Genomic DNA, 22,170 nt, shown 5'->3' with positions numbered 1-22,170 from the left:
AATGGTTGAATTATTTCAAACGTATACCGGTCAGTTTATTGAAGGCTTTAAATACACAGTCATGGCGAGTTTGATCGCACTGTTTTTTAGTCTTTTGATCGGAACCTTAATGGCAATTTTTCAGTTGTCAGACAATCGCCTCATCAAAGGGATTGCCAAAGCGTATGTTGAGTTTTTTAGAAATATTCCCTTATTGATCATCGTGATGTTCTTTTATGTCGTTGTGCCAATGTATTGGGTTTCTTTTGACGGCTTTCAAGCAGGAACGATCGGCTTAACGATCTATACATCGGCATTTATCGCTGAGACGATCCGTTCAGGAATTCAAACGGTCCCTAAAGGCCAGATGGAAGCTTCCTTGTCTTCTGGTTTTACTTACAGCCAAGCGATGCGCTACATTATTTTGCCTCAAGCATTTAAGATCGTCGTACCGCCGTTAGGCAATCAATTTATCAATCTTGTCAAAAATTCATCAATTTTGGCGATGGTTGCAGGATTAGATATTATGTATCAAGGCGATTTGATCGCAAGTGAGACCTTCAATACATTTGATACGTATATCATTGTTGGTCTTTTCTATTTGATCATTACCCTACCATTGTCTTATTTGATGGTTTACTTGGAACGGCGTTGGGCTGTCCGCTCATAGAAAGGAGCTAACGAACTATGGACTTTTTTGAAGCTTTTTCAGCGATTAACATTCGCTTCTTGATCGATGGCTTGCGGGTAACAGTTGAAGTGTCGATCCTATCGATTTTATTTAGCTTTATTATCGGAGGGATCGCCGGCATTTTGCGCTTCAGCTCGATCCCAGTCTTTTCTAAAGTATTAGGTGTCGTGATCGATGTTATTCGTAACTTGCCTTTGCTCTTGATCATCTTTTTCACTTACTTTGCATTGCCGCAGATCGGTATCCGCTTTAATATTTTTTGGTCAGCAGTTGTGGCGTTGACGATTTTTGAATCAGCGATGCTTTCTGAAATCTTTCGTGCTGGTTTGAATTCTGTGCCAAAAGGGCAGATGGAAGCTGGTTTGTCTACAGGGCTAAGCTATGTCGAAGTATTGCGGAGCATCGTCGTGCCGCAGGCATTTAAAGCGATGCTGCCAGCGATCGTCAGTCAGTTGATCTCTTTGATCAAAGATACGTCATTAGCTGTGATTATTTCTTTACCAGAGCTGACCCATCATGCTCGAATCATTTATGGTCAAAACACAAACTATGTTTTGCCTATGTTTTTGGCAATGACTGTTTTATACTTTTTGGTTTGTTATGCCTTGTCATTGCTTTCTGGCTTTTTGGAAAAACGTCAGTACGATTACTAAAACGAATAATCGACAAAAACATCCCCACGATCGGTCTTTCACCCATGCAAGTGCAACTTGTGAGGTGTAAGCCAATCTTGGGGATTTTTTCTTTTTGACCGTTTCGTGCTTTTTGGGAAAGCTTTTTTAGCAAACGAAAGGAATACTTGAAAAATAGTCAAAAAAAGTCCAAAATGAATAAGAGAGAAAAACGCCCAAACTCTTTCTTTCATGTAAAGGATGGAAACTATGACAAACAACAGACCAATTGGTTTTATCGATTCTGGTGTTGGTGGGTTGACGGTCGTCAAAGAAGCAATCAAGCAATTACCCAACGAATCGATTCTTTATCTGGGAGATACAGCCAGATGCCCGTATGGTCCGAGACCTGCTGAGCAAGTCATCGAGTATACGTGGCAAATGACCCGTTTTTTATTAGAAAAAAATATTAAAATGTTGGTGATCGCTTGTAATACAGCGACAGCGGTCGCCCTTGAAGAAATCAAAGAACAACTAGCGATCCCAGTGATCGGCGTGATCCTGCCTGGCAGTCGAGCAGCAGTCAAAGCAAGCAAAAACCAACGAATCGGTGTCATCGGGACAAACGGAACGATCAAAAGTGACTCTTACAAGCGCGCGCTTCATGGCAAAGCGCCCCATGCGTCCGTCGTCAGTTTGGCTTGCCCAAAGTTTGTGCCGATCGTAGAAAGCAAACAATACCATAGCTCGGTTGCCAAGAAAATCGTGGCAGAAACATTGCGTCCATTGAAAAACAAACGGCTAGATACAGTGATTTTGGGTTGTACCCATTATCCTTTATTGCGTCCTTTGATCCAAAATGAATTGGGCGCTCATATCCAGCTGATTGATTCAGGTGCAGAAACGGTGGGGGAAGTCAGTACCTTGTTGGACTATTTTTCCATTGCTGCAACGAGTCAGGACGATCCGCATCCGCAACATGCATTTTTTACTACTGGTTCACCGAAAATGTTTGATGAGATTGCCAATGATTGGCTTGATTTAGACACGATCTCATCGATTCACACTGATTTAGGAGGCTTTTAAATGCGACATGATGGCAGAAAAGAAACAATGTTAAGACCAGTTAAAATTCAAACCAACGTCTACAAACACCCCGAAGGATCGGTTGTGATCTCTTTTGGTGACACAACCGTGATCTGTTCGGCAACGATTGAAGATCGGGTCCCTCCGTTTTTACGAGATACGGGAAAAGGCTGGGTCACAGCCGAATACAGTATGCTCCCACGAGCGACCAACACTCGTAATCGTCGAGAAAGTGCCAAAGGCAAGCTTTCTGGTCGGACGATGGAGATCCAACGGCTGATCGCTCGTTCCTTGCGCGCAGTAGTCGATTTAGAAAAATTAGGGGAGCGCAGTATCGTGGTCGATTGTGATGTCGTTCAAGCAGATGGCGGTACCCGAACAGCTAGTATTACCGGCGCATTTGTCGCGTTGCGTTTAGCTATCGATACCTTGTTGCGTGACAAAGCGTTGACGGAAGATCCAATCAAGGAGCATTTGGCAGCAATTAGTGTCGGGATTTTACCAGATGGCACCTGTGTGACCGATCTTGATTATCAAGAAGATTCTTCAGCTGCTGTTGACATGAATTTGGTGATGACGGAATCTGGTCGATTTGTCGAATTGCAAGGAACTGGGGAAGAAGCGACCTTTGATGGTCAGCAGTTGAATGAGATGCTGATCTACGGAAAAACGGCTATCGAAGAATTGATCGCCTATCAAAAAGAGGCACTGTTTTTACCAGATGAACCCCCTTATGAGATTCCCGAAAAAACGATCGTCATTGCTACAGGCAATCCAGGAAAAGCCAAGGAATTTAAAGCCGTATTTGGCGCAGCAGGTTACGATGTCCGTACCTTAAAAGACTATCCTTCCTTGCCAGATGTTGAAGAAACCGGCACCACCTTTGAAGAAAATGCCCGCCTTAAAGCCGAAACCATCGCCAGAATTTTGGGAAGACCGGTGTTAGCTGATGACTCAGGACTGAAAGTCGATGCACTAGGGGGGCGACCAGGGGTGTATTCTGCTCGATTTGCTGGTGAGCAAAAAAGTGACGCTGCCAATAATGCAAAATTGCTCTATGAATTGACGGATGTCGAAGATGACAAACGCAGTGCCCAATTTCACTGTACGTTAGTTTTCGCAGCGCCAGGAAAAGAGAGTTTGGTGGTTGAAGCTCAATGGCCGGGGAGAATCGGCCGCATCCCTCGCGGAGAAAATGGGTTCGGCTACGATCCATTGTTTATTCCTGATGGTTCAGAGCAAAGCGCAGCCCAAATGAGTCAAGAAGAAAAGAACCGAGTGAGCCACCGTGGTCTAGCAATCAAAAAACTGCAGGAACAGTGGCGGGAGTGGTTAGAAGGAGAAAATGTATGAAATACTTAGTTGTCAGTGACAATCATTCAGATCGTGAGATTCTTGTTGATCTTAAAAATGAATTCGAAAATCAAGTCGATTTGTTCCTTCATTGTGGGGATTCAGAACTTCCTGAAACGGATCCTTTATGGGAAACATTCCAAGTCGTTTGTGGCAATTGCGATTACGGTGGTGGTTTTCCGAATGAGCGTATCGTTAAAACGCCGCTGGATACCATCTATATGACCCATGGCCATTTGGCGGATGTTCGTTTTGGCGTAACCAAATTAGGCTTAAAAGCGCAACAAGCAGATGCCTCGATCGCTTTGTTTGGTCATACGCATCAAATTGCTTGTGAGAAAGTCGGGAATCGACTTTTCTTGAATCCCGGCAGTATTTCCCAACCGCGAGGGCAAATTCAAATCAAAAGTTTTGCGATTATTGAAAGTACGCCAGAACAATGGGCAATCCAATACTATGATCGTTCCTTTCATAAAGTTCCAGAGCTAGCTTTCGTTTTTACACGTTAAGTAAGCGGAATCAAAAAGTAAAAATTTCATTATAATTTTGCAGGTTTCTACTTTCTATTCTCATTTTCAAGTAAAATAGAAGAGTAGCTGTGAAATGGAGGCAATTAGATTGATAGGACAGACCGTAGAAAAAATATTACTCGAGAATCAAGAAAATTTCTTGGTGCCGGCAGAGAATGTGGCATCGGTATTTTATAACCACCCTTTGAGTCACGCATTGCTTGTTTTATCAAAAGTGGGCTATTCAAAGATCCCAGTACTAGATAGTGAGGACCATTTAGTCGGCTTAATCAGCCTCTCAAACATCGTAGAACGAATGATGGATCTCACTGGCTTCAGTATGGAAAATATTGAAGGGCTGACTGTGGCAGATGTCATGGAAGTCAATGTGAATTGCATCAAAGAAAACGATGAGTTGGAAAGTATGCTGCATCTGTTAGTGGATCAAGCATTCTTGCCGATCGTTGATGATGACAATGTCTTTGTTGGGATTATCACCCGCAAAGAGATTTTAAAATCCGTCAATCATTTGGCGCATGAAATCGAAAGACGCTATTTGCTGATTTCGAAAGAAGATGCCCCAAAGATGACAGATGAACTGCATGTGGTATAGAAAAAAGGTTATCCCAGTTTCGGGATAACCTTTTTTTAAATACCGACGATCGGCGCATTGGGGATCGTATAGCCTTTGGCAGTTAAAGCATCGATCGATGCGGCCAAAAATTCCTCTTTGATTTTCCATTGCGTACCGTTGGTCACATACATGGTCGTGCGAATTGCAAAGTTGTTGTTCCCTAGATCCACCAGACCGAAGACCGTAGGGGCCGTTTGAATCTCTTCTTCGTGCTGCTGAGCAATCTGTTCATTGACTTCTTCAATGATGGCACGTATTTCATCTAAGCCTTCAGATGGTAAGATACGTACGTCTACCACGACTTGCATATTGGCTCTTGATGTATTACTGATGGTTGTGATGTTACGATTTGGGATATAATGAACGGTTCCGTCAACGGATTTTAATTGAACAGTCCGAATACCGACGGCCGTCACTGTACCTTCAAGCGTCAGATTGGTCAAGCGGACGTAATCACCAACGTTGATTTGTTGTTCAGTAATAATAAAGAAGCCAGTAATCAAGTCATTCATAAAGCCTTGGGCACCGAGACCGAGGGCGACACCGACGACTCCGGCACCGGCTAGTAGCGAGCCTACAGGTACGCCGATGGTTGAAAGGAGTGCATAGACAAAAAAGAAGCCTAATGTGTAATGAACCGTATTGCGGATCAGGGTATGGATCGTGTTGATTCGACTCACATTGAAGGTGGCTTTTTTTTCATAGGACCGATAGATCCGATCAATGATCATGTTGCTTATTTTTAATAAAATTCCGAATAAGATACACAAAAAAAGCAGCATCAGTGCTTTTTGGATCAGTAGGCCAATGATCGATTCCCAGTCGATCGATGCCCACCATTTTTGTAATGCATTGAGCTGAGCAGCTGCTGGTTCGGTAATGCTGGAACCACTTGAATCGGTCGTGCTAGCTGCAAGTAGCAGTTGTTTCATAAAATCCCTCCAAGTCTTACTGCATCTATTTTAACGAAGATAAAATAGAAATGCAAAGGAGGTTTTCTGAAATACCTGTTTTTTTCAGAAAAAGCCTGCTTAGCCAACGGGTAGGCAAATAGCAGACTTTTCTATGACACTCATTGATTAAGATAAATGAACGCCTTTATCAACGAAAATCACTTCGCCGATAATCCCGCTTGATAATGGACTGATCAAGAAGGCACAAGTATTGCCCACTTCTTCAATCGTCACACCAATATGATCAGGTGTTCGATCCTCTGACAATTGGATCAGTTTTTGATAGTCTTTTACACCAGTTACTGCCAGCGTCTTGATGGCACCAGCTGAAATCGCATTGACGCGGATTTTTTGCGGTGAAAGTTCGGCAGCTAAATAGCGAACGCTTGATTCTAAAGCGGCTTTTGCAATCCCCATCATATTGTAGTTCGGTACTGCTCGTTCGGCACCTAAGTAGGAAAGGGTAACGATTCCAGCATTTTCAGCTAAGATTGGTTTGGCATATTTAGTGACGGCAATCAATGAATAACTGCTGATGTCTTGCGCCAAAGCATAACCGTCACGAGAAATATTCAAAATATCGCCAGATAGATCTTCTTTATTGGCATAAGCAACGGCATGGACAACACCGTGAATCTCACCTGCATATTCTTTGATCGTTTCAAAGGCGGAAGCAATGCTTTCGTCATTGGCGACGTCACATTCCACTACAAATTCGTCAGACTCCAATAAGCGCTCTAAAGGCTTTTTCATGCGGTCGTTTTGATACGTGTAGATCACTTCGGCTCCTTGTGCTTTTAATGCTTGTGCACAGCCCCAAGCGATACTGCGTTTGTTAGCAACGCCCATGACGACAACTTTTTTACCGGTTAAAAAACTCATAATTCCACTCCTTAATAAATTCAACAATAATAAAATACGTATAATGACAAATAGTAAATCAAACTATCTTGATTTCTAATTATTAAGCATAATTGTTTGATTGTCAAACTATTTTTTTCTTAATAAATATTTAGTTGCGAATTTCGCTGAACTATGATACTTTGATAATCAAACTATAATAAATTCTTAAGCAAGGAAGGGAAACCATGAAAAAACTATTGACTGAAACAGAAGTCATGGATTTGATTCCAAATCGCTACCCAATTATATATATTGATTACGTCGATGAAATCGAGTCTGGCAAAAAGATTATCGCAACGAAAAATGTCACCATCAACGAAGACTTTTTCCAAGGACATTTCCCAGGAAATCCAGTAATGCCAGGTGCCTTGATTTTAGAAACATTGGCACAAGCAGGATCGATCCTGATCTTGAAATCCGAGGAATTCCAAGGTAGAACGGCGTATATCGGCGGCATCAACAAAGCCAAATTCCGTCAAAAAGTTGTTCCGGGAGATACCATGAAACTTGTTTTCGAGATCACTAAAATCAAAGGCTCTGTAGGAACTGCTGATGCGGTCGCTACAGTGGACGGCAAAAAAGCTGCGGAATGCGAATTCACCTTTATCGTTGGCGACCAAAAATAAAAGAAAACCGCTGAAATTCCCGATTAACGGAGACTTCAGCGGTTTATTATTTATTCTTTGGCTTCTTGCAAGACCTTGATCGTTTCGATCTTCACTGGCTCAACCGGTTGAGAATTCTCACCATTGCCAGAGTCTTGGGTTTCTGCTTGTGCAATTTTATCTACGACATCCATGCCTTCGATCACTTGACCAAATACAGTATAGCTACCGTCCAATTGTGGTGTTCCACCTTTTTTGTAGGCTTCGATGATTTTTTCAGGATAGTGTTGGATCGCTAGACCGTCGGATACATCTTGATCATTTTGAACGATGTAGAATTGACTGCCTTGGCTGTTTGGCGCACTTGATTTTGCCATTGCTAATGCGCCTCGCAAGTGATAAAGCTGGTTGGAATATTCTTCGCCGAATCCTTCGCCCCAAATGCTTTCTCCGCCAGTACCATCACCATTAGGGTCGCCCCCTTGGATCATAAACTCTTCTACGACACGATGGAAAGTCAAGCCGTCATAATACCCATCTTTGGCATGGGTCAAAAAGTTTTCGACTGCTTTGGGCGCGATCTCTGGGAAAAGTTTGATTTTGATCGAGCCTTCTTCCGTTACCATTTCAACTAAAGCTTCATTCTCTTGCACATCCGTTGATAATTGCGGCAATTCCAGGGCATTCAAGTCAACAGATTCTGAGGTTGACGTGCTTTCTGCCGAATTGCTTGCTGAGGGATCGGTGGTACTTGAACCTGTACAAGCAGCCAATAATAAAAGGCTAGCAGCTGCTGTCAGTGTGAATAGGATTTTTTTCATTCTTTCATTCCTTCCAGTTTTCTTAATGATAATCATAACAAAAAAGAGACATAGAAGAAAGCGCAGATTTTGTGGAATGAGAAAGAAACAGACGGAAAGGTGTAGACCACTTTTTAGATGTTTGCTATAATGAAAGAGGATTCATTATAATAAACGGATAGAATTTACAGGAGGTTTTTTTGATGGGAAAATTAGGGATATCGATTTATCCAGAGCGCTCAACGTTTGAAAAGGACAAAGCGTATCTAGACTTGGCACACAAATACGGCTTTAAACGGGTATTTACCAGTTTGCTGCAAATCAACGATGACAAAGAAAAAGTCTTGGCAGACTTTAAACAAGTCGTAGATTATGCCAATCAGTTAGGAATGGAAGTCATGGTAGATATCAATCCTGGTTTATTCGAACAGTTAGGTATTTCTTATGATGATTTATCCTTCTTTGATGAGATGGGGGCTTACGGTGTTCGGTTAGATATTGGTTTCACTGGTTCAGAAGAAGCCAAAATGACCCGTAATCCTTACGGGATCAAAATCGAAATCAATATGAGCAGCGGCACGAGCTACGTGGATAACATCATGAGTTATTCACCTAATACTGAAAATTTACTCGGTTCGCATAACTTCTATCCTCATCGCTATTCAGGGTTAGGCTATGACCATTTTGTTTTTTGTTCGGAAAAATTCCGCAAATACAATTTAAATACGATGGCTTTCGTGAATTCTCACGAAGCTGATTTCGGTCCATGGCCAACACAAGATGGTTTATGCTCTTTGGAAGACCATCGTGATCTGCCACTAGCTACACAAGTCAAACATTTAGTGTTGACTGGTTTGATCGATGATATCTCTATTGGCAATGCCTATGCTTCAGAAGCAGAATTGGCAGCAATGGCTGAAGCGTTTCATGCTGATTATCCGACATTAAGAGTCGATGTCGTTGACGGAATCACTGAAGATGAACGAATTTGTCTCTTCGATAATCTGCACAGCTATCGAGGAGATCGCTCAGAGTACATCTTGCGTTCAACGATGACGCGGATCTATTATAAAGACAAGGAATTTCCACCTCATGATACCCGTGATATGGTAAGAGGGGATGTCTTGATCGATAATGCTGGCTATGGACAATACAAAGGTGAGACGCAAATCGCCTTAAAAGCAATGAAAAATGATGGTCGCGTCAATGTCGTTGGTAAGATCGCTGATGAGGAACTATTCTTATTAGAATTTTTGAAACCTTGGTCAAGTTTTAAATTGGTCAAAAATAACTAATTATCACGAGAAATCAACCATTGCCAACAAAGCGTTTTGGCAATGGTTTTCTTTTTGGGCGCTTGCAATTGACAAACACGAGCAAAAAACGGTAATTTATGTAGTGGGTTCTTTCCATGAAGAACGATGAAACCATAATAATATTATGTAAACTATATAACAAGAGGACGTGACACGTGTGAAATTGCGCTGGAAGATTGCCATCGGAGTGGCTGTATTAGCAATTGCAGTATTAGGGTATGCAGGAAACTATTTTTACGATTATGCGGTGGTTCCTTCAGAAAAAGATTTTTTGGAAGGAGATACCCCTGGTACGGATGAAAATCAGACAGGAAATGAATCGCAAAATTGGTTTACAGATCCAGCAAATCGTGAGATATGGCAGCTGACTTCTGAAGATGATTTAAAATTATCCGCCATTTATCTACCGGCAAAGGAGAAGAATCGAGGAAAAACGGCGATCATCGCGCATGGCTACATGGGGAATGCAGAAACGATGGCGGACTATGCTAAGATGTATCATGATTTAGGCTATAATGTCTTGGTTCCAGACGCTCGAGGGCATGGTCAAAGCGAAGGAGATTATATTGGTTTTGGGTGGCACGAACGTAAGGATTATCTGCAATGGATCGATGAAGTACTCGCAAAAAATGGTCCTGAAGAAACGATCACTTTGTATGGCATCAGTATGGGGGCTGCCACGGTAATGATGACCAGTGGGGAAGACTTGCCGAAAAATGTCACTTCTATCATTGAAGATTGTGGGTATACCAACGTCAATGAAGAATTGGGGTATCAACTCGATCAATTGTTTGGTCTACCTGCCTTTCCATTGATGAATGTCACTAGCCTTGTCACAAAAATCCGAGCGGGGTATTTCTTTGGTGAAGCAGATGCAGTCAAACAACTGCAAAAGAATACGCGTCCAATCTTTTTTATCCATGGCGATGCAGATACGTTTGTTCCTTATTCGATGCTGGATATTTTGTATAACGCGACCGATGCACCAAAAGAAAAGTGGGTTGTTTCAGGTGCCGAGCATGCGAAAAGCTACAAAACAGATCCAGCGCTTTACAAAGAAAAAATTGCAGCTTTTTTGGACAAATACGATCGCCCAGCAAGTGAATAAAAAAGTGCCGGTTCAAAAAAAGAACCGGCACTTTTTGCTTGACCCTTGGCTTATAAACGAGCAAATTCTTCTAGCAAACGAATCATTTGGCAAGTAAAGCCATATTCATTATCATACCAAGCGACGGTTTTCACCAGTTGGAAATCGCCAGCCGTGGTTACTTCTGTTTGTGTCGGATCAAAGATAGAACCTTGAGTGGTACCAATCACATCTCCAGAGACGATCTCACGGTCATCGTAACCGAATGACGGATTATCGACGGTGTGTTTTCTGATCGCTTCATTGACTTCATCGGCGGTTACTTTGGTTTTCAAAATTGAGACTAATTCTGTTAAAGAACCATCGACGACAGGAACCCGTTGGGCGTGTCCTTGTAATTTGCCATTTAATTCTGGGATAACTAGACCGATCGCTTTAGCAGCACCTGTCGAGTGAGGGATCGTGTTGTCTGCAGCGGACCGAGCGGCTCTTAAGTTTCCGCCTTTTACCGGACCATCCAATAGCATTTGTGTAGAAGTATAGGCATGTACCGTCGTCATCGTACCAACTTCGATCCCGAATTCCTCATTTAAGAAGTAGGCCATCGGAGCTAAGCAGTTGGTCGTACAAGAACCTGCGGATATGATAGTATCCTCTGGTGTTAACGTGTCGGAGTTGACATTGTAAACGATCGTTTTCATATTACCAGCTGGTGCGGAGATAACGACTCGTTTGACACCCGCATCAAGATGGGCTTGTGCTTTTTCTGCGGAAGTGTAAAAACCCGTGCATTCTAAAACGATATCGACGCCATTTTCTTTTGCCCAAGGGATTTTGCTTGCGTCTGGTTCAGCGTACACACGGGTCTCTTTGCCATCGACAACGATAGCATTATCCGTTGCAGTAACAGTTCCAGGGTACGTGCCGTGGGTCGAGTCAAATTGCAATAAGTGTGCTAACATGACTGGACTCGTTAAATCATTGATTGCCACAACTTCAATATCGGCAGAAACTTCTTTGATCCTACGAAAAGCCAAACGTCCAATTCGTCCAAAACCATTGATTCCAACTTTTACTGTCATTTCTTGTTTCCTCCTTTGATTGTGTCTGGTACACTTAAAAGTTTGCTACGATTTCAAGTGACTGTCAAAGAATAACCCTTAAGAATTCGCGATTTCTTACGGAAACCCATGAGAAAAGATAGACAAAAGACGTTTCGGTCGTTACAATAAAATAGACTTTCTTATTAGAGAAATAGTAACCACTTAAGGTGAGATAACTGATAATCAAAAAGTATAGAAGGTAGTAAAAAAAGAATGGAGGACAAATAATGTCCATGTTTTTAGATCAAGTGACAATCGATGTCAAAGCAGGAAAAGGCGGCGACGGAATGGTTGCTTTTCGCCGAGAGAAATATGTCCCAGACGGCGGACCCGCAGGTGGTGACGGTGGACGTGGTGGTGATGTCATTTTAGTCGTAGACGAGGGTCTGCGTACATTAATGGATTTCCGTTTTAATCGTCATTTTAAAGCGCAACCCGGGGAAAACGGCATGAGTAAAGGAATGCACGGTCGTGGCTCAGATGATACCTACATCAAAGTACCACAGGGAACGACCGTTCGTGACGCTGAAACAGGTGCCTTATTAGGTGATTTGATTGAGCAAGGCCAAACATTAGTGATTGCTAAAGGTGGCCGTGGCGGCCGTGGCAACATTCGGTTTGCCTCTCCAAAAAACCCAGCCCCAGAATTAGCTGAGAATGGAGAACCTGGTCAAGAAAGAAAAATCGAGCTCGAATTAAAAGTTTTAGCAGATGTTGGTCTAGTTGGTTTCCCTTCAGTTGGGAAGTCTACATTACTCTCTGTGATTTCCTCTGCTCGACCAAAAATTGGTGCGTATCATTTTACCACGCTGGTACCAAATTTAGGTATGGTAACAACTACTGATGGCCGTAGTTTTGCGGTCGCTGATCTGCCTGGTCTGATCGAAGGAGCCTCACAAGGGGTTGGTTTAGGGACTCAGTTTTTACGCCATATCGAACGGACCCGCGTCATTTTACATGTGATCGATATGAGTGGCATGGAAGGACGCGATCCATACGAGGACTATTTGTCCATCAACAATGAATTGTCGACCCATAACTTGCGCTTACTAGAGCGACCACAAATCATCGTTGCCAATAAGATGGATATGCCGGATGCTGAAGAAAACCTAGCCCTTTTCAAAGAGCAGCTGGCAAAAGAAAAAACGGATGAGTTCGCGGATGAACCAATGATTTTCCCAATCTCTGGTGTCACTCGTAAGGGAATCGATGCCTTGTTGAATGCGACAGCGGATCTATTGGAAGTCACCCCTGAGTTCCTTTTATACGATGAAGAAATGGAAGAAGATGTTGTTCATTATGGCTTCCAATCGGATGAATCAGAGTTCTCAATTGATCGTGATCCTGATGCAACTTGGATCTTGAGCGGTGAAAAAATCGAAAAACTATTCCAGATGACGAATTTTGATCATGATGAGACCGTGATGCGTTTTGCTCGTCAGCTGCGTGGTTTAGGTGTCGATGAAGCATTACGGGCGCGTGGTGCCAAAGACGGCGATATCGTTCGGATCGGCAACTTCGAGTTCGAGTTTGTCGAATAATCGTTTAAAAGAACATCATTTGCCTAAAAAATACTTTTTTAATTGCAGTGGATTTGACTGCCGATCATTGATTTTCTCTAAGAAATCAATGATCGGCAGTCTTTTTGGTTTATTTTTTCATTTAAATGATTTACTGTTAAAATAAAGAAGAGAACAAATAAACCAAAGGGAGCGATTTTTATGTCAAAACGTGTCATTGTAATGAATTTTGATGCCAGTGCCAAAGCGTACCAAGCCTTTTCGGAAGTGAAGCGGATGCATATGGAACGGAAGATCAAAGGGGAACAAATGGCAGTTCTTACCCACACCAATGAAGGCGTGCATCAATTTAAAGTCGAGGACTTTCTCGATTTTACTGGGAACAATAAGACATCAACGGGTGGATTGATCGGGATGCTCGTTGGTGTGCTAGGCGGACCTTTAGGAATCATGCTGGGCTGGTTTGGTGGCAGTATGATCGGTGCTACTCGTGATGCAAAAGAGATCCAAAATGCGCAAATGCTTTTTGAACATGTCGGAAACCAAATTGGTGTTGGTGATACGGGGTTATTATTGATCGCAGATGAAGAAGACAATCGTCCTTTGAATCAATTGATCATGAATGAATTAGGCGGTGACATCACGCGCTTTGACTACGATGAAGTGGAAGCAGAGATTGAAACGGCTAAGAAAGTCGAAGAATCTACCAAAGCACGCGTTCAAGAAGACTGGAAAAACTCTCATAACGACGCAGAAGATCGCCAATCTGAGAAATAAAATCCACAAGCTTCAATTGCAACTTGATTTCTTTTCCGCTAAAATTGGAAAGAGATGAAAGGAAAGAAGCTTATGGAATTAGAATTTTTAGGAACAGGCGCGGGTGTGCCTGCGAAACATCGAAACGTGACCAGCATTGCGTTACGACTTTTAGATGAACGGAATGCCGTTTGGCTTTTTGATTGTGGCGAAGGGACGCAAATGCAGATTTTGCATTCTACGATTCGTCCACGAAAGATTGAAAAAATCTTTATCACTCATCTTCATGGTGACCATATCTATGGGTTGCCAGGATTGATCAGCAGCCGCTCCTTTCAAGGAGGCGACACGCCTCTAGAGATTTATGGACCCAAGGGGATCAAAGCATACGTTCAAACGGTTTTGCGGATTTCTCAGACCAAAGTCAGCTACCCCTTACATTTTTTCGAGATTGAAGAAGAAGGGATTCTTTTTAAAGATCAGCAATTTGAAGTATCGTGTCTGCGCCTTTATCATGGCATTGACAGTTTTGGTTATCGGATTGTTGAAGCAAGCCATCAAGGGGAATTGCAAGTGCAGGATTTACTGGAACTTGGGTTGAAACCTGGCCCGCTCTTCGGTCGTTTGAAAAAAGGTGAAGTAGTTACCCTTGACGATGGACGTCAAATCAATGGGGCTGATTTCTTGGGCCAAGCGAAAAAAGGTCGGATCGTGGCGATATTAGGTGATACGCGTAAATGTCAAAACGCCGTACTGCTAGCAGAAGATGCGGATGTATTGGTGCATGAAAGTACCTTTAACAAAGAAGAAGCCAAGTTGGCTCGCGCTTATTTTCACTCGACGACGCGGCAAGCTGCCGAAGTGGCACAAGAAGCTCAAGCGAAGCGTTTGCTGTTGACCCATATCAGTGCGCGTTACGTTGGCAAAGATATTACAAATTTAGTAAATGAAGCAAAAGAAGTATTTCCGAATACGTTGATCGTCAAAGATTTTGATATTGTCGAGATCCCTTTTGCCGGAGAGGAAGAAACAGATGAATTTAGAGAATAAAGTTGTCGTTGTAACAGGTGGCTCTGCTGGACTTGGAGAACAAATCTGTTATGAAGCCGCAAAACGTGGTGCGATCGTCGTGACTTGTGCCCGAAGAACGAATCTGATTGGAAAAGTCAAAGAACAATGTATGGAATTAAGCGGCAAAGAAGCGTATGCGTTTCAATTGGATGTAGCAAATCCTGAAAGTGTGGAGCGCTTACTAGAAAAAATCAATGAAAAAGTTGGTAAGATCGATGTCTTCGTCAATAATGCTGGCTACGGGATCTTTCAAGAATTTACAGAGATGGACCCGGCGGTCATCCGAAATATGTTCGAAGTCAATGTGCTTGGCATGATGGTTTTGACCCAGCAAGTAGCGATCCAAATGGCTGAACAAAAGCATGGTCATATCATAAATGTTGCTTCGATCGCAGGTAAGATCGCTACGCCAAAAACGGCCGTCTACTCTGCAACAAAATTTGCTGTGCTCGGTTTTTCTAACGCATTACGTTTAGAACTAAAACCATTAGGGATCAACGTAACAACGGTCAATCCTGGACCGATCGAAACGGCATTCTTTGACCAAGCAGACCCAAGCGGTAGTTACTTATCGTCGGTGGGCAGCCTAGTGCTCGAACCGAACAAATTAGCGCAAACGATCGTCAAAGCGATGATCCATCCAAAACGAGAAATCAATCGCCCACATATTTTAGGCGCTGCTGCGAAACTATATACCCTGTTTCCTTCAATCGGCGATTATATGGCGGGAACGATGTTCAACAAAAAATAGGAGTTGAAGCCCATGAAAAATCAATGGCGTGTTATCGTTGGTATTTTACTGATTTTAGTGATCGTTTTATTTGCCGTTGCAAACAATATGACTGTCCCGATCAACTTTGGCTTCACAACGATTCAATCGCCACTGATCTTAGTCATTATTGGTTCTGCTTTGTTAGGCGCATTGATTTTGCTGCTGGTTTCCACAAGCGCAATGTTCCGCCAAAAAAAAGAACTAAAGCAATTGAGAAAAGAGCTTTCAGATTATCGTTCGAATAACGAGAAGGTTCTCCAAGAACAACGAGAAGCTTTGGAACGGGAATACACGAACAAGCAGGCGGAGTTAGCGGCAAGACAGCAGCAGCTCGATGATCAAGAAGCCCAGCTTTCCTCACGTGCTGCGGGCGCATCCACGCCGCCAACGATCGATGAGGAAATGAAGTCTTTTGAATCGCAAGCCTAAAAGAACGACGTTTCACAAAAAAAGAGTTTGCTAGTGCAAGATTTGCTGCAAGCTCTTTTTTTTGTGTTGTAAAACGAGTGCTGTTTCTCTCGTTGTTTTTCTTTTTTGCATAAACTTTGCTATAATATCCTAGTTAGGAGTGATTTGGTGAAACGTGCAAATTTTCATTGGGTGCGTCCGCAAGAAAGCGAAACGACCCCAGTATTTAAAGAGCTGATCCAAGAAAGAAAGATCCCTGAGCGGATCGGCGCGTTGCTATGGCAGCGAAATATTCGAACAGCAGAGGCGCTCGATGCTTTTTTATCAACGGACCTGCAATATCTTCATGATCCGTTTTTATTTCATGATATGGCTAAAGCCGTGGAACGAATCCATGAAGCGATTTTAAATGGCGAACGAATCTTGATTTATGGTGATTACGATGCGGATGGGATTACGAGCACTACCGTGTTAAAGGAAACGTTGGAATTGCTAGGGGCGGAAGCTGAGTATTATTTGCCTAATCGTTTTACAGATGGATATGGTCCCAATCTAACTGTCTATCAAGATAAAATTGCAGCAGGGACGCAATTGATCATCACCGTCGACAATGGGGTGTCTGGTCATGAGGCGATTGCTTATGCTCAAGGACAAGGAGTTGACGTGATCGTCACAGATCACCATGAACTACCTGCAGAACTACCGGAGGCGTTTGCTATTGTCCATCCCCGTCACCCTCAAGGAAACTATCCTTTTGGTGATTTGGCTGGAGTCGGCGTTGCATTTAAAGTGGCTTGCGCTTTGTTAGAAGAAGTGCCAGTGGAATTGCTTGATCTTGTTGCGATTGGGACGATCGCTGATATGGTTTCTTTAACCGATGAGAATCGGCTATTAGTCAGCAACGGGTTGAAAATGATTCAGCAATCGGATCGCATCGGACTGAATGAGTTGCTGTCTGTCAGCGGTTTAAAAAAACAAACAGTCAACGAAACAGATATTGGCTTCGCCGTTGGACCACGGTTAAATGCGATCGGTCGTTTGGAGGATCCCAATCCGGCTGTTCGCTTGTTGACTACCTTCGATGAAGAAGAGGCAGTCAGCTTAGCGAAAACCTTAGATACAATCAATCAGCAGCGAAAAACCTTTGTTGAAGAAATCATGAAAGAAGCACAAGAAAAAATCGATCCTGCGAATCATGTTCATTTGGTGGTGGGAGATCATTGGCACGAAGGTGTTTTAGGGATCGTGGCAGGACGAATCATGCAAAGTACAGGACAACCAGTGATCGTTTTGACCAAAAAAGAAAATGGCTTAGCCAAAGGGTCGGGAAGAAGCATTGCTGCGTTGAATCTGTTTGAAATGCTGTCGACGATGAAAGACATGTTTACTAGCTTTGGCGGCCATCATGCAGCAGTTGGATTAAGTATCCCCATCGATCATTTAGATATGCTGCAAGCCCAAATGAATCGTTACGTTGAAGAAAATGGCATTGACCTCAGTCAGGGCATCCCATTAGCGATCGATGAGGAGTTACTGTTAACAGAAGTTTCGATCAGTTTTATTGAATCATTAAAAGTCTTAGCGCCTTTTGGAACGGACAACCCCTTACCGAAATTTTTATTTTCTAATCTGATGACTCAAAATGCTCGCCAGATTGGTTCAGAAAATCAGCATTTGAAGTTAGTGATGAGCGATGAGTCTAACACGCAGCTGGATGTCATTGGGTTTGGTTTTGGAAAAGATTTAGTAGCGTTTGAAAACGACCGCTTATCGATCGTTGGTCAGCTTTCCATCAATGAATGGAATGGCAACAAAAAACCGCAGCTCATGTTGGATGATTTTGCAGTGGAAGGGATTCAGCTATTTGATTATCGTTCGAAAAGAAGCCGCCAAGGTGTCTCTCTGGGCAGTCAAACATTAGGCGTTCTTTTCAAGCAGAAACTTCCTCGGGAATTGCAAGGCTTTTGTGGGCAAACCACCATATTTGACTCAGTTACAGCCTTGGAAGATACTTTTCGTGCTGGTCAGTTCCAAGAGATTGCATTTTTAGATTGTCCTGCTGACCCTGCAGTGATCAAAGAGATCGTTCAAGCGCTCCAGGCGTCAAGAGTTGCTTTTGTTTTCTACTCGACAGAAGATGCTTATTTAGATGGGGTAGGGACAAGAGAGCAATACAGTCGTCTCTTTCAACTGATCAAACAGCAGCCTCGTTTGGACATTCGTTACAAACTAAAGATGGTCGCTGACTATCTAAAAATCCCACAAAAATTACTTATTTTCATGATTCAGGTGTTTTCTGAGCTGGAATTTGTTACAATACAAGATGGTGTTTTGAATAAAACTGCTGATCCTGTTTCCCGTCCATTGACGGAGAGTCATTTGTATCAGCAACGACAAAAACTGATCAAAACAGAAGAATTTTTATTAATGAGTGATTTATCAACCCTTCGTCAGTGGTTGACAGTCTAGGAGGAAAGAAAATGGATTTAAAAGAGTATATTGCTAGTATTCCTGATTATCCCCAAGAGGGAATTATTTTTCGGGACATCTCGCCATTGATGGCAGATGGAGAAGCGTATCGGTATGCGACACAACAAATCGTTGAGTATGCACAAGAAAAAGGCATCGATATGGTGGTAGGACCTGAAGCCCGCGGCTTTATCGTTGGTTGTCCAGTTGCGTATCAATTAGGTGTCGGCTTTGCCCCAGTACGTAAAAAAGGCAAATTGCCACGGGAAACGATTGAAGCAGAATATGAAAAAGAGTACGGTGTGGATGTCTTGACGCTGCACGCCGATGCCATCAAACCAGGTCAACGTGTCTTGATCTGTGACGATCTACTAGCAACTGGTGGAACGATCAAAGCAACGATCGAACTCGTAGAAAAACTAGGTGGTATCGTTGTTGGCTGTGCTTTCTTGATCGAACTGATGGATCTACATGGAAGAGACAAGATCCAAGGTGTCGAAATCAAGACGTTAATGGAATACTAAAAAAGCAGAAACAAGAAAAGGACTCGCTGTGTAGTGACCCCAAAAAGTTAGACTTTTATGGAGTGGAGAAATCCACTCCTTTTTTGTACGATAAAATTAACTGTTAGACAGCTGTTTTTACAGCTTCTCGAAACTGAACCGGACTTCGCCAATTTAATTTCTTTTTGATGCGTTTATGGTTGTAATAATAGATATATTGGTCAATTTTTGTTTTCAATTCATCTAAACTCCGATAGACTTCTCCATGAAAAATCTCTTGCTTTAATAAACCAAAGAAGTTTTCCATAGGTGAGTTATCTAAACAATTCCCTTTACGAGACATACTCTGGAAGATTTTATGCTGCTTCAATTTATTCTTATAAGCATTCATTTGATAGGCCCATCCTTGATCTGAATGGAAGGTTCTACGAAATGGACAATCATTTGTCATCTGGATTGCTTCTTCTAATCCTTCCATTATGGCTAGTGCGTTTGGTTTTTCAGAAATCCGATAAGATAGAATTTCACTATTGTAGAAATCCATGAAAGGATCTAAATACAGCTTTTTCTGACGAACGACACCTGTGGTGTCTACTTCATAATACTTAAACTCTGTGGTATCAGTTGTAATTTTTTGGTGACAGATATTTGTATAAAACCGACGATGAATACGATTTTTGGCGACAGTGCCAACCTTCCCACGATAAGAATTGTACCGTCGAGATTTTCGAGTGTAAGACTTTACTTCGATACCTAGTTTTTTTATCAGACGTTGAATCTTCTTTTTATTGACATGAATCCCTTGATTCTCTAATTCTTTTTTTAGTCGCAGACAGCCATAGTCTTTATGCTCCTTGCGAATTTCAATCATTTTTTCTTCAATTTCTTGGTCTGGGTTTGGTCTGTCAAACCGTTTCTGCCAATACATATAGGTTGCTTTAGGAAATTTCAATGTTTCAAGAAGCTCAACTAGTTTGAATGATCCTCGGAGGCTGGCGATGATTCGTGCGATTGATTCTTGCGTCTTTGCTGGGCTTCCTGTTTTCGCAGCTTCCTCAACTCTTTTAAAAAGGCATTCTCAATTTGAAGGGATCGGACTTGCTTTTCTAATGCCTTGATACGATCGCGTTCTTCAGTTGTTGTATTTTCTTTTTTGTTCTCTTTTTTTCTAGCCAAAGTAAGTGATCGCCCTTTCTCTTTTGAGATCCCCTCAATACCTGCTTCTCTGAAATTACGCATCCAATTGGCAATAAGCGCAGGGTTGTTCATTTCTAAAGTGCTGGCAACTTCTCGATAGGACATCTCACTTGTTTGATATAACTCTATCGCATTTAACTTAAATTGAACAGAATATTTCTGATTTTGATGCTTTCTCAATAGACCTTCCTCTCCGTATTCACGATAGGCATTCACCCAATCACTTACTTGAGACTTGCTTGAAATACCGTATTTATTGGCAAGATGCCGATATCCACCCACACCACTAAGATATTCTTTAACGATTTTTAGTTTTAATTCAAAAGGATATTTTGCCATACAAATAGCGCCCCCAAAAAGTTAGATTTTTGGTCTAACTTTTGGGGGGCGCTTCACTGGAGTCCTTTTTTTGTTTCTGCTGCCTTATGGGCGTATGTAGGGGAAGGATCATGGTTCATAACGATAAAAATCATGATCGTGATAATAATGGCGGTTACGTTTGCGCTCTGCTTGACGGAATTTCTTTTCATCCCAAAGCATGAACCAAAGCATCATTAGAGGGCAAAAAATCAGAACAGCACTTAAAACGCCAAAATAGCCAATAACAATTCCCATCAATAATACCCACAACATAAAACCAAATCGACGAACTGCTTTCATCTCATTCACTCCTTAAATAATACGAACTTATGTTTGTATACTTATTATACGAATGTTTGTTCGCTTTGTAAAGAGGAAAGAAAAAAAATCTTCGTAAAAACGAAGATTTCCTAGTCAGCTCGTTGAGAATCAAAGCAGATGGCGATACAATCCAACAACCAATCCTAAAATCGTTACGTCAGGCAAAATGATTGGTTCTAAATAATCATTTTCTGGTTGTAAACGAATGTAATTCTTTTCTTTATAGAATCGTTTGCACGTAGCTTCGTCTTCATCTGTCATAGCAATCACGATATCGCCATTTTGAGCACTTTGTTGTTTACGAACGATTACTTGATCACCGTCGAGAATGCCAGCATTGATCATACTTTCTCCTCGGATCGTCAACATGAATAAACTTCCTGTGCTATTCGCTAAATCTGGCGGAATCGGAAAGAAATCGGATGCATCTTCCACGGCTAAAATCGGTTCTCCAGCAGTTACGACACCAAGCATCGGAATGGATGCTGGTTGAACATCGATTTTTTCAAGACCGGAAGCAGTTAATTCAATGGCTCTGGGTTTTGTAGGATCTCGTAAGATCAGCCCTTTTTTTTCAAGTCGGGACAAATGGCCATGAACAGTTGAGGTAGAAGATAACTGAACGGCTTCGCCAATTTCGCGAACAGTCGGCGGATAGCCTTTTTCAGTGACACGTGTATGAATGAACTTAAGAATTTCGATTTGTCGATTTTCTGTTCGTTTTGCCAAAACTGACACCTTCTTTCATTTGATAACCTTAGTGTACCATAGCTATATCGATTATTCAAACAAATGTTCGCTTTTTGTGCTATTGTTTTTGCTCGCTAGTTTGTAGTAAAATCAAGAGGGAAAAGGAGGAACAACTATGCTATCTCAAGAAAAATTAGCTCGAATCAATGAACTTGCCAACAAGAAAAAAACAGAAGGATTGACTGAGGCTGAGACCCACGAACAAAAAGTTCTGCGTGAAGAGTATTTAACCGCCTTTCGTGGAGGGATGCGACACCATATCGAAGGAATGAAAATCGTTGACCCTGAAGGTGCTGATGTGACACCAGAGAAGTTAAAAGAGATTCAAAAGAAAAAAGGTCTCCACGGCAGATAATTGTGAATTCCTTTTCATTGCTATTGAAATAAGCTTCTGAATCACGTATAATGAAAGA

24 protein-coding genes are annotated in these 22,170 nt (G+C 42.2%); 17 read left to right on the top strand and 7 right to left on the bottom strand.

What is annotated here, in order from left to right; all coding sequences use genetic code 11:
* Window position 1: 1 nt before the first annotated feature.
* From QN079_RS08525 to cbpB, 6 genes are all read left to right on the top strand, one after another.
* A complete protein-coding gene (locus QN079_RS08525) occupies window positions 2-649 on the top strand; it encodes an amino acid ABC transporter permease (protein ID WP_005226186.1) in 648 nt (215 codons plus the stop codon).
* Between the two features lie 17 nt (window positions 650-666).
* Window positions 667-1,323 (top strand): amino acid ABC transporter permease, encoded by a 657-nt coding sequence (locus tag QN079_RS08520; protein WP_005226185.1) that lies wholly within the window; start codon window positions 667-669, stop codon window positions 1,321-1,323.
* Between the two features lie 228 nt (window positions 1,324-1,551).
* On the top strand, window positions 1,552-2,367 hold the full coding sequence (racE, locus tag QN079_RS08515) for a glutamate racemase (protein WP_015509769.1): 816 nt from the start codon (window positions 1,552-1,554) through the stop codon (window positions 2,365-2,367).
* Window positions 2,368-3,720 carry a ribonuclease PH gene (gene rph / locus QN079_RS08510; protein ID WP_118215625.1) on the top strand — a complete coding sequence of 451 codons (1,353 nt, stop codon included), beginning with the start codon at window positions 2,368-2,370 and terminating at the stop codon, window positions 3,718-3,720.
* The gene (locus QN079_RS08505; RefSeq protein ID WP_005226182.1) at window positions 3,717-4,229 is read left to right on the top strand and encodes a metallophosphoesterase; all 513 of its coding nucleotides are present in this window, start codon (window positions 3,717-3,719) and stop codon (window positions 4,227-4,229) included. The genes rph and QN079_RS08505 overlap by 4 nt, the downstream gene beginning before the upstream one ends.
* A 109-nt stretch (window positions 4,230-4,338) precedes the next feature.
* Window positions 4,339-4,842 (top strand): cyclic-di-AMP-binding protein CbpB, encoded by a 504-nt coding sequence (gene cbpB, locus QN079_RS08500; protein WP_005226181.1) that lies wholly within the window; start codon window positions 4,339-4,341, stop codon window positions 4,840-4,842.
* A gap of 35 nt (window positions 4,843-4,877) precedes the next feature.
* On the opposite strand, the gene QN079_RS08495 is transcribed toward cbpB, so the two are convergent.
* Both QN079_RS08495 and fabI read right to left on the bottom strand, forming a co-directional pair.
* Complete coding sequence (locus QN079_RS08495; RefSeq protein ID WP_015509767.1) at window positions 4,878-5,795, bottom strand: mechanosensitive ion channel family protein; 918 nt, start codon at window positions 5,793-5,795, stop codon at window positions 4,878-4,880.
* Between the two features lie 147 nt (window positions 5,796-5,942).
* Window positions 5,943-6,698, bottom strand: a complete 756-nt coding sequence (fabI, locus tag QN079_RS08490) for an enoyl-ACP reductase FabI (RefSeq protein ID WP_005226179.1) — start codon at window positions 6,696-6,698, stop codon at window positions 5,943-5,945.
* A gap of 206 nt (window positions 6,699-6,904) precedes the next feature.
* On the opposite strand from fabI, the gene fabZ reads away from it, so the two are divergent.
* Window positions 6,905-7,345 carry a 3-hydroxyacyl-ACP dehydratase FabZ gene (fabZ, locus tag QN079_RS08485; protein WP_005226178.1) on the top strand — a complete coding sequence of 147 codons (441 nt, stop codon included), beginning with the start codon at window positions 6,905-6,907 and terminating at the stop codon, window positions 7,343-7,345.
* A gap of 50 nt (window positions 7,346-7,395) precedes the next feature.
* Here the strand turns inward: fabZ and QN079_RS08480 are convergent, their stop codons facing one another.
* Window positions 7,396-8,145 carry a peptidylprolyl isomerase gene (locus tag QN079_RS08480; RefSeq protein ID WP_289229513.1) on the bottom strand — a complete coding sequence of 250 codons (750 nt, stop codon included), beginning with the start codon at window positions 8,143-8,145 and terminating at the stop codon, window positions 7,396-7,398.
* Window positions 8,146-8,327: 182 nt separating this feature from the next.
* On the opposite strand from QN079_RS08480, the gene QN079_RS08475 reads away from it, so the two are divergent.
* Together QN079_RS08475 and QN079_RS08470 are read left to right on the top strand one after the other, a co-directional pair.
* Window positions 8,328-9,419: a DUF871 domain-containing protein gene (locus QN079_RS08475; RefSeq protein WP_289229512.1), complete on the top strand. Its 1,092-nt coding sequence runs from the start codon at window positions 8,328-8,330 to the stop codon at window positions 9,417-9,419.
* Between the two features lie 178 nt (window positions 9,420-9,597).
* Window positions 9,598-10,548, top strand: coding sequence for an alpha/beta hydrolase (locus tag QN079_RS08470; RefSeq protein WP_289229511.1), 951 nt, complete (start codon window positions 9,598-9,600; stop codon window positions 10,546-10,548).
* A gap of 50 nt (window positions 10,549-10,598) precedes the next feature.
* On the opposite strand, the gene gap is transcribed toward QN079_RS08470, so the two are convergent.
* On the bottom strand, window positions 10,599-11,609 hold the full coding sequence (gene gap, locus QN079_RS08465) for a type I glyceraldehyde-3-phosphate dehydrogenase (RefSeq protein WP_005226174.1): 1,011 nt from the start codon (window positions 11,607-11,609) through the stop codon (window positions 10,599-10,601).
* A 248-nt stretch (window positions 11,610-11,857) separates the two neighbouring features.
* Between gap and obgE the strand changes: the two genes are divergently transcribed.
* The 7 genes from obgE to QN079_RS08430 all read left to right on the top strand — a co-directional run bounded on the left by obgE (window position 11,858) and on the right by QN079_RS08430 (window position 19,150).
* On the top strand, window positions 11,858-13,171 hold the full coding sequence (gene obgE / locus QN079_RS08460; RefSeq protein ID WP_289229510.1) for a GTPase ObgE: 1,314 nt from the start codon (window positions 11,858-11,860) through the stop codon (window positions 13,169-13,171).
* A gap of 180 nt (window positions 13,172-13,351) precedes the next feature.
* Window positions 13,352-13,927, top strand: a complete 576-nt coding sequence (locus QN079_RS08455; RefSeq protein WP_010748409.1) for a DUF456 domain-containing protein — start codon at window positions 13,352-13,354, stop codon at window positions 13,925-13,927.
* Between the two features lie 72 nt (window positions 13,928-13,999).
* On the top strand, window positions 14,000-14,956 hold the full coding sequence (rnz, locus tag QN079_RS08450) for a ribonuclease Z (protein ID WP_289229509.1): 957 nt from the start codon (window positions 14,000-14,002) through the stop codon (window positions 14,954-14,956).
* Window positions 14,940-15,728 (top strand): SDR family NAD(P)-dependent oxidoreductase, encoded by a 789-nt coding sequence (locus tag QN079_RS08445; RefSeq protein ID WP_015509761.1) that lies wholly within the window; start codon window positions 14,940-14,942, stop codon window positions 15,726-15,728. The genes rnz and QN079_RS08445 overlap by 17 nt, the downstream gene beginning before the upstream one ends.
* 12 nt (window positions 15,729-15,740) lie before the next feature.
* Window positions 15,741-16,178: a lipopolysaccharide assembly protein LapA domain-containing protein gene (locus QN079_RS08440; RefSeq protein WP_005226169.1), complete on the top strand. Its 438-nt coding sequence runs from the start codon at window positions 15,741-15,743 to the stop codon at window positions 16,176-16,178.
* Between the two features lie 147 nt (window positions 16,179-16,325).
* Window positions 16,326-18,626 carry a single-stranded-DNA-specific exonuclease RecJ gene (gene recJ, locus QN079_RS08435; protein WP_289229508.1) on the top strand — a complete coding sequence of 767 codons (2,301 nt, stop codon included), beginning with the start codon at window positions 16,326-16,328 and terminating at the stop codon, window positions 18,624-18,626.
* Between the two features lie 11 nt (window positions 18,627-18,637).
* Window positions 18,638-19,150: an adenine phosphoribosyltransferase gene (locus QN079_RS08430; RefSeq protein ID WP_005226167.1), complete on the top strand. Its 513-nt coding sequence runs from the start codon at window positions 18,638-18,640 to the stop codon at window positions 19,148-19,150.
* 103 nt (window positions 19,151-19,253) lie between these two features.
* On the opposite strand, the gene QN079_RS08425 is transcribed toward QN079_RS08430, so the two are convergent.
* From QN079_RS08425 to lexA, 3 genes are all read right to left on the bottom strand, one after another.
* A protein-coding gene (locus tag QN079_RS08425) for an IS3 family transposase (RefSeq protein ID WP_428206824.1) occupies window positions 19,254-20,665 on the bottom strand; the annotation gives its coding sequence in 2 pieces (ribosomal slippage) (window positions 19,254-20,197 and window positions 20,197-20,665; 1,413 coding nt in all).
* Between the two features lie 108 nt (window positions 20,666-20,773).
* Window positions 20,774-20,986, bottom strand: a complete 213-nt coding sequence (locus tag QN079_RS08420) for a hypothetical protein (protein ID WP_005236082.1) — start codon at window positions 20,984-20,986, stop codon at window positions 20,774-20,776.
* Window positions 20,987-21,115: 129 nt separating this feature from the next.
* Window positions 21,116-21,736 carry a transcriptional repressor LexA gene (gene lexA, locus QN079_RS08415; protein WP_005226165.1) on the bottom strand — a complete coding sequence of 207 codons (621 nt, stop codon included), beginning with the start codon at window positions 21,734-21,736 and terminating at the stop codon, window positions 21,116-21,118.
* Between the two features lie 136 nt (window positions 21,737-21,872).
* Between lexA and QN079_RS08410 the strand changes: the two genes are divergently transcribed.
* Window positions 21,873-22,112 carry a DUF896 family protein gene (locus tag QN079_RS08410; protein WP_005226164.1) on the top strand — a complete coding sequence of 80 codons (240 nt, stop codon included), beginning with the start codon at window positions 21,873-21,875 and terminating at the stop codon, window positions 22,110-22,112.
* The last annotated feature ends 58 nt before the right edge of the window (window positions 22,113-22,170 follow it).

The sequence above is a fragment of the Enterococcus sp. FZMF genome (assembly GCF_030263915.1).
Taxonomy (GTDB): domain Bacteria; phylum Bacillota; class Bacilli; order Lactobacillales; family Enterococcaceae; genus Enterococcus_D; species Enterococcus_D casseliflavus.
This window is presented reverse-complemented; position numbering and strand designations above follow the sequence as displayed.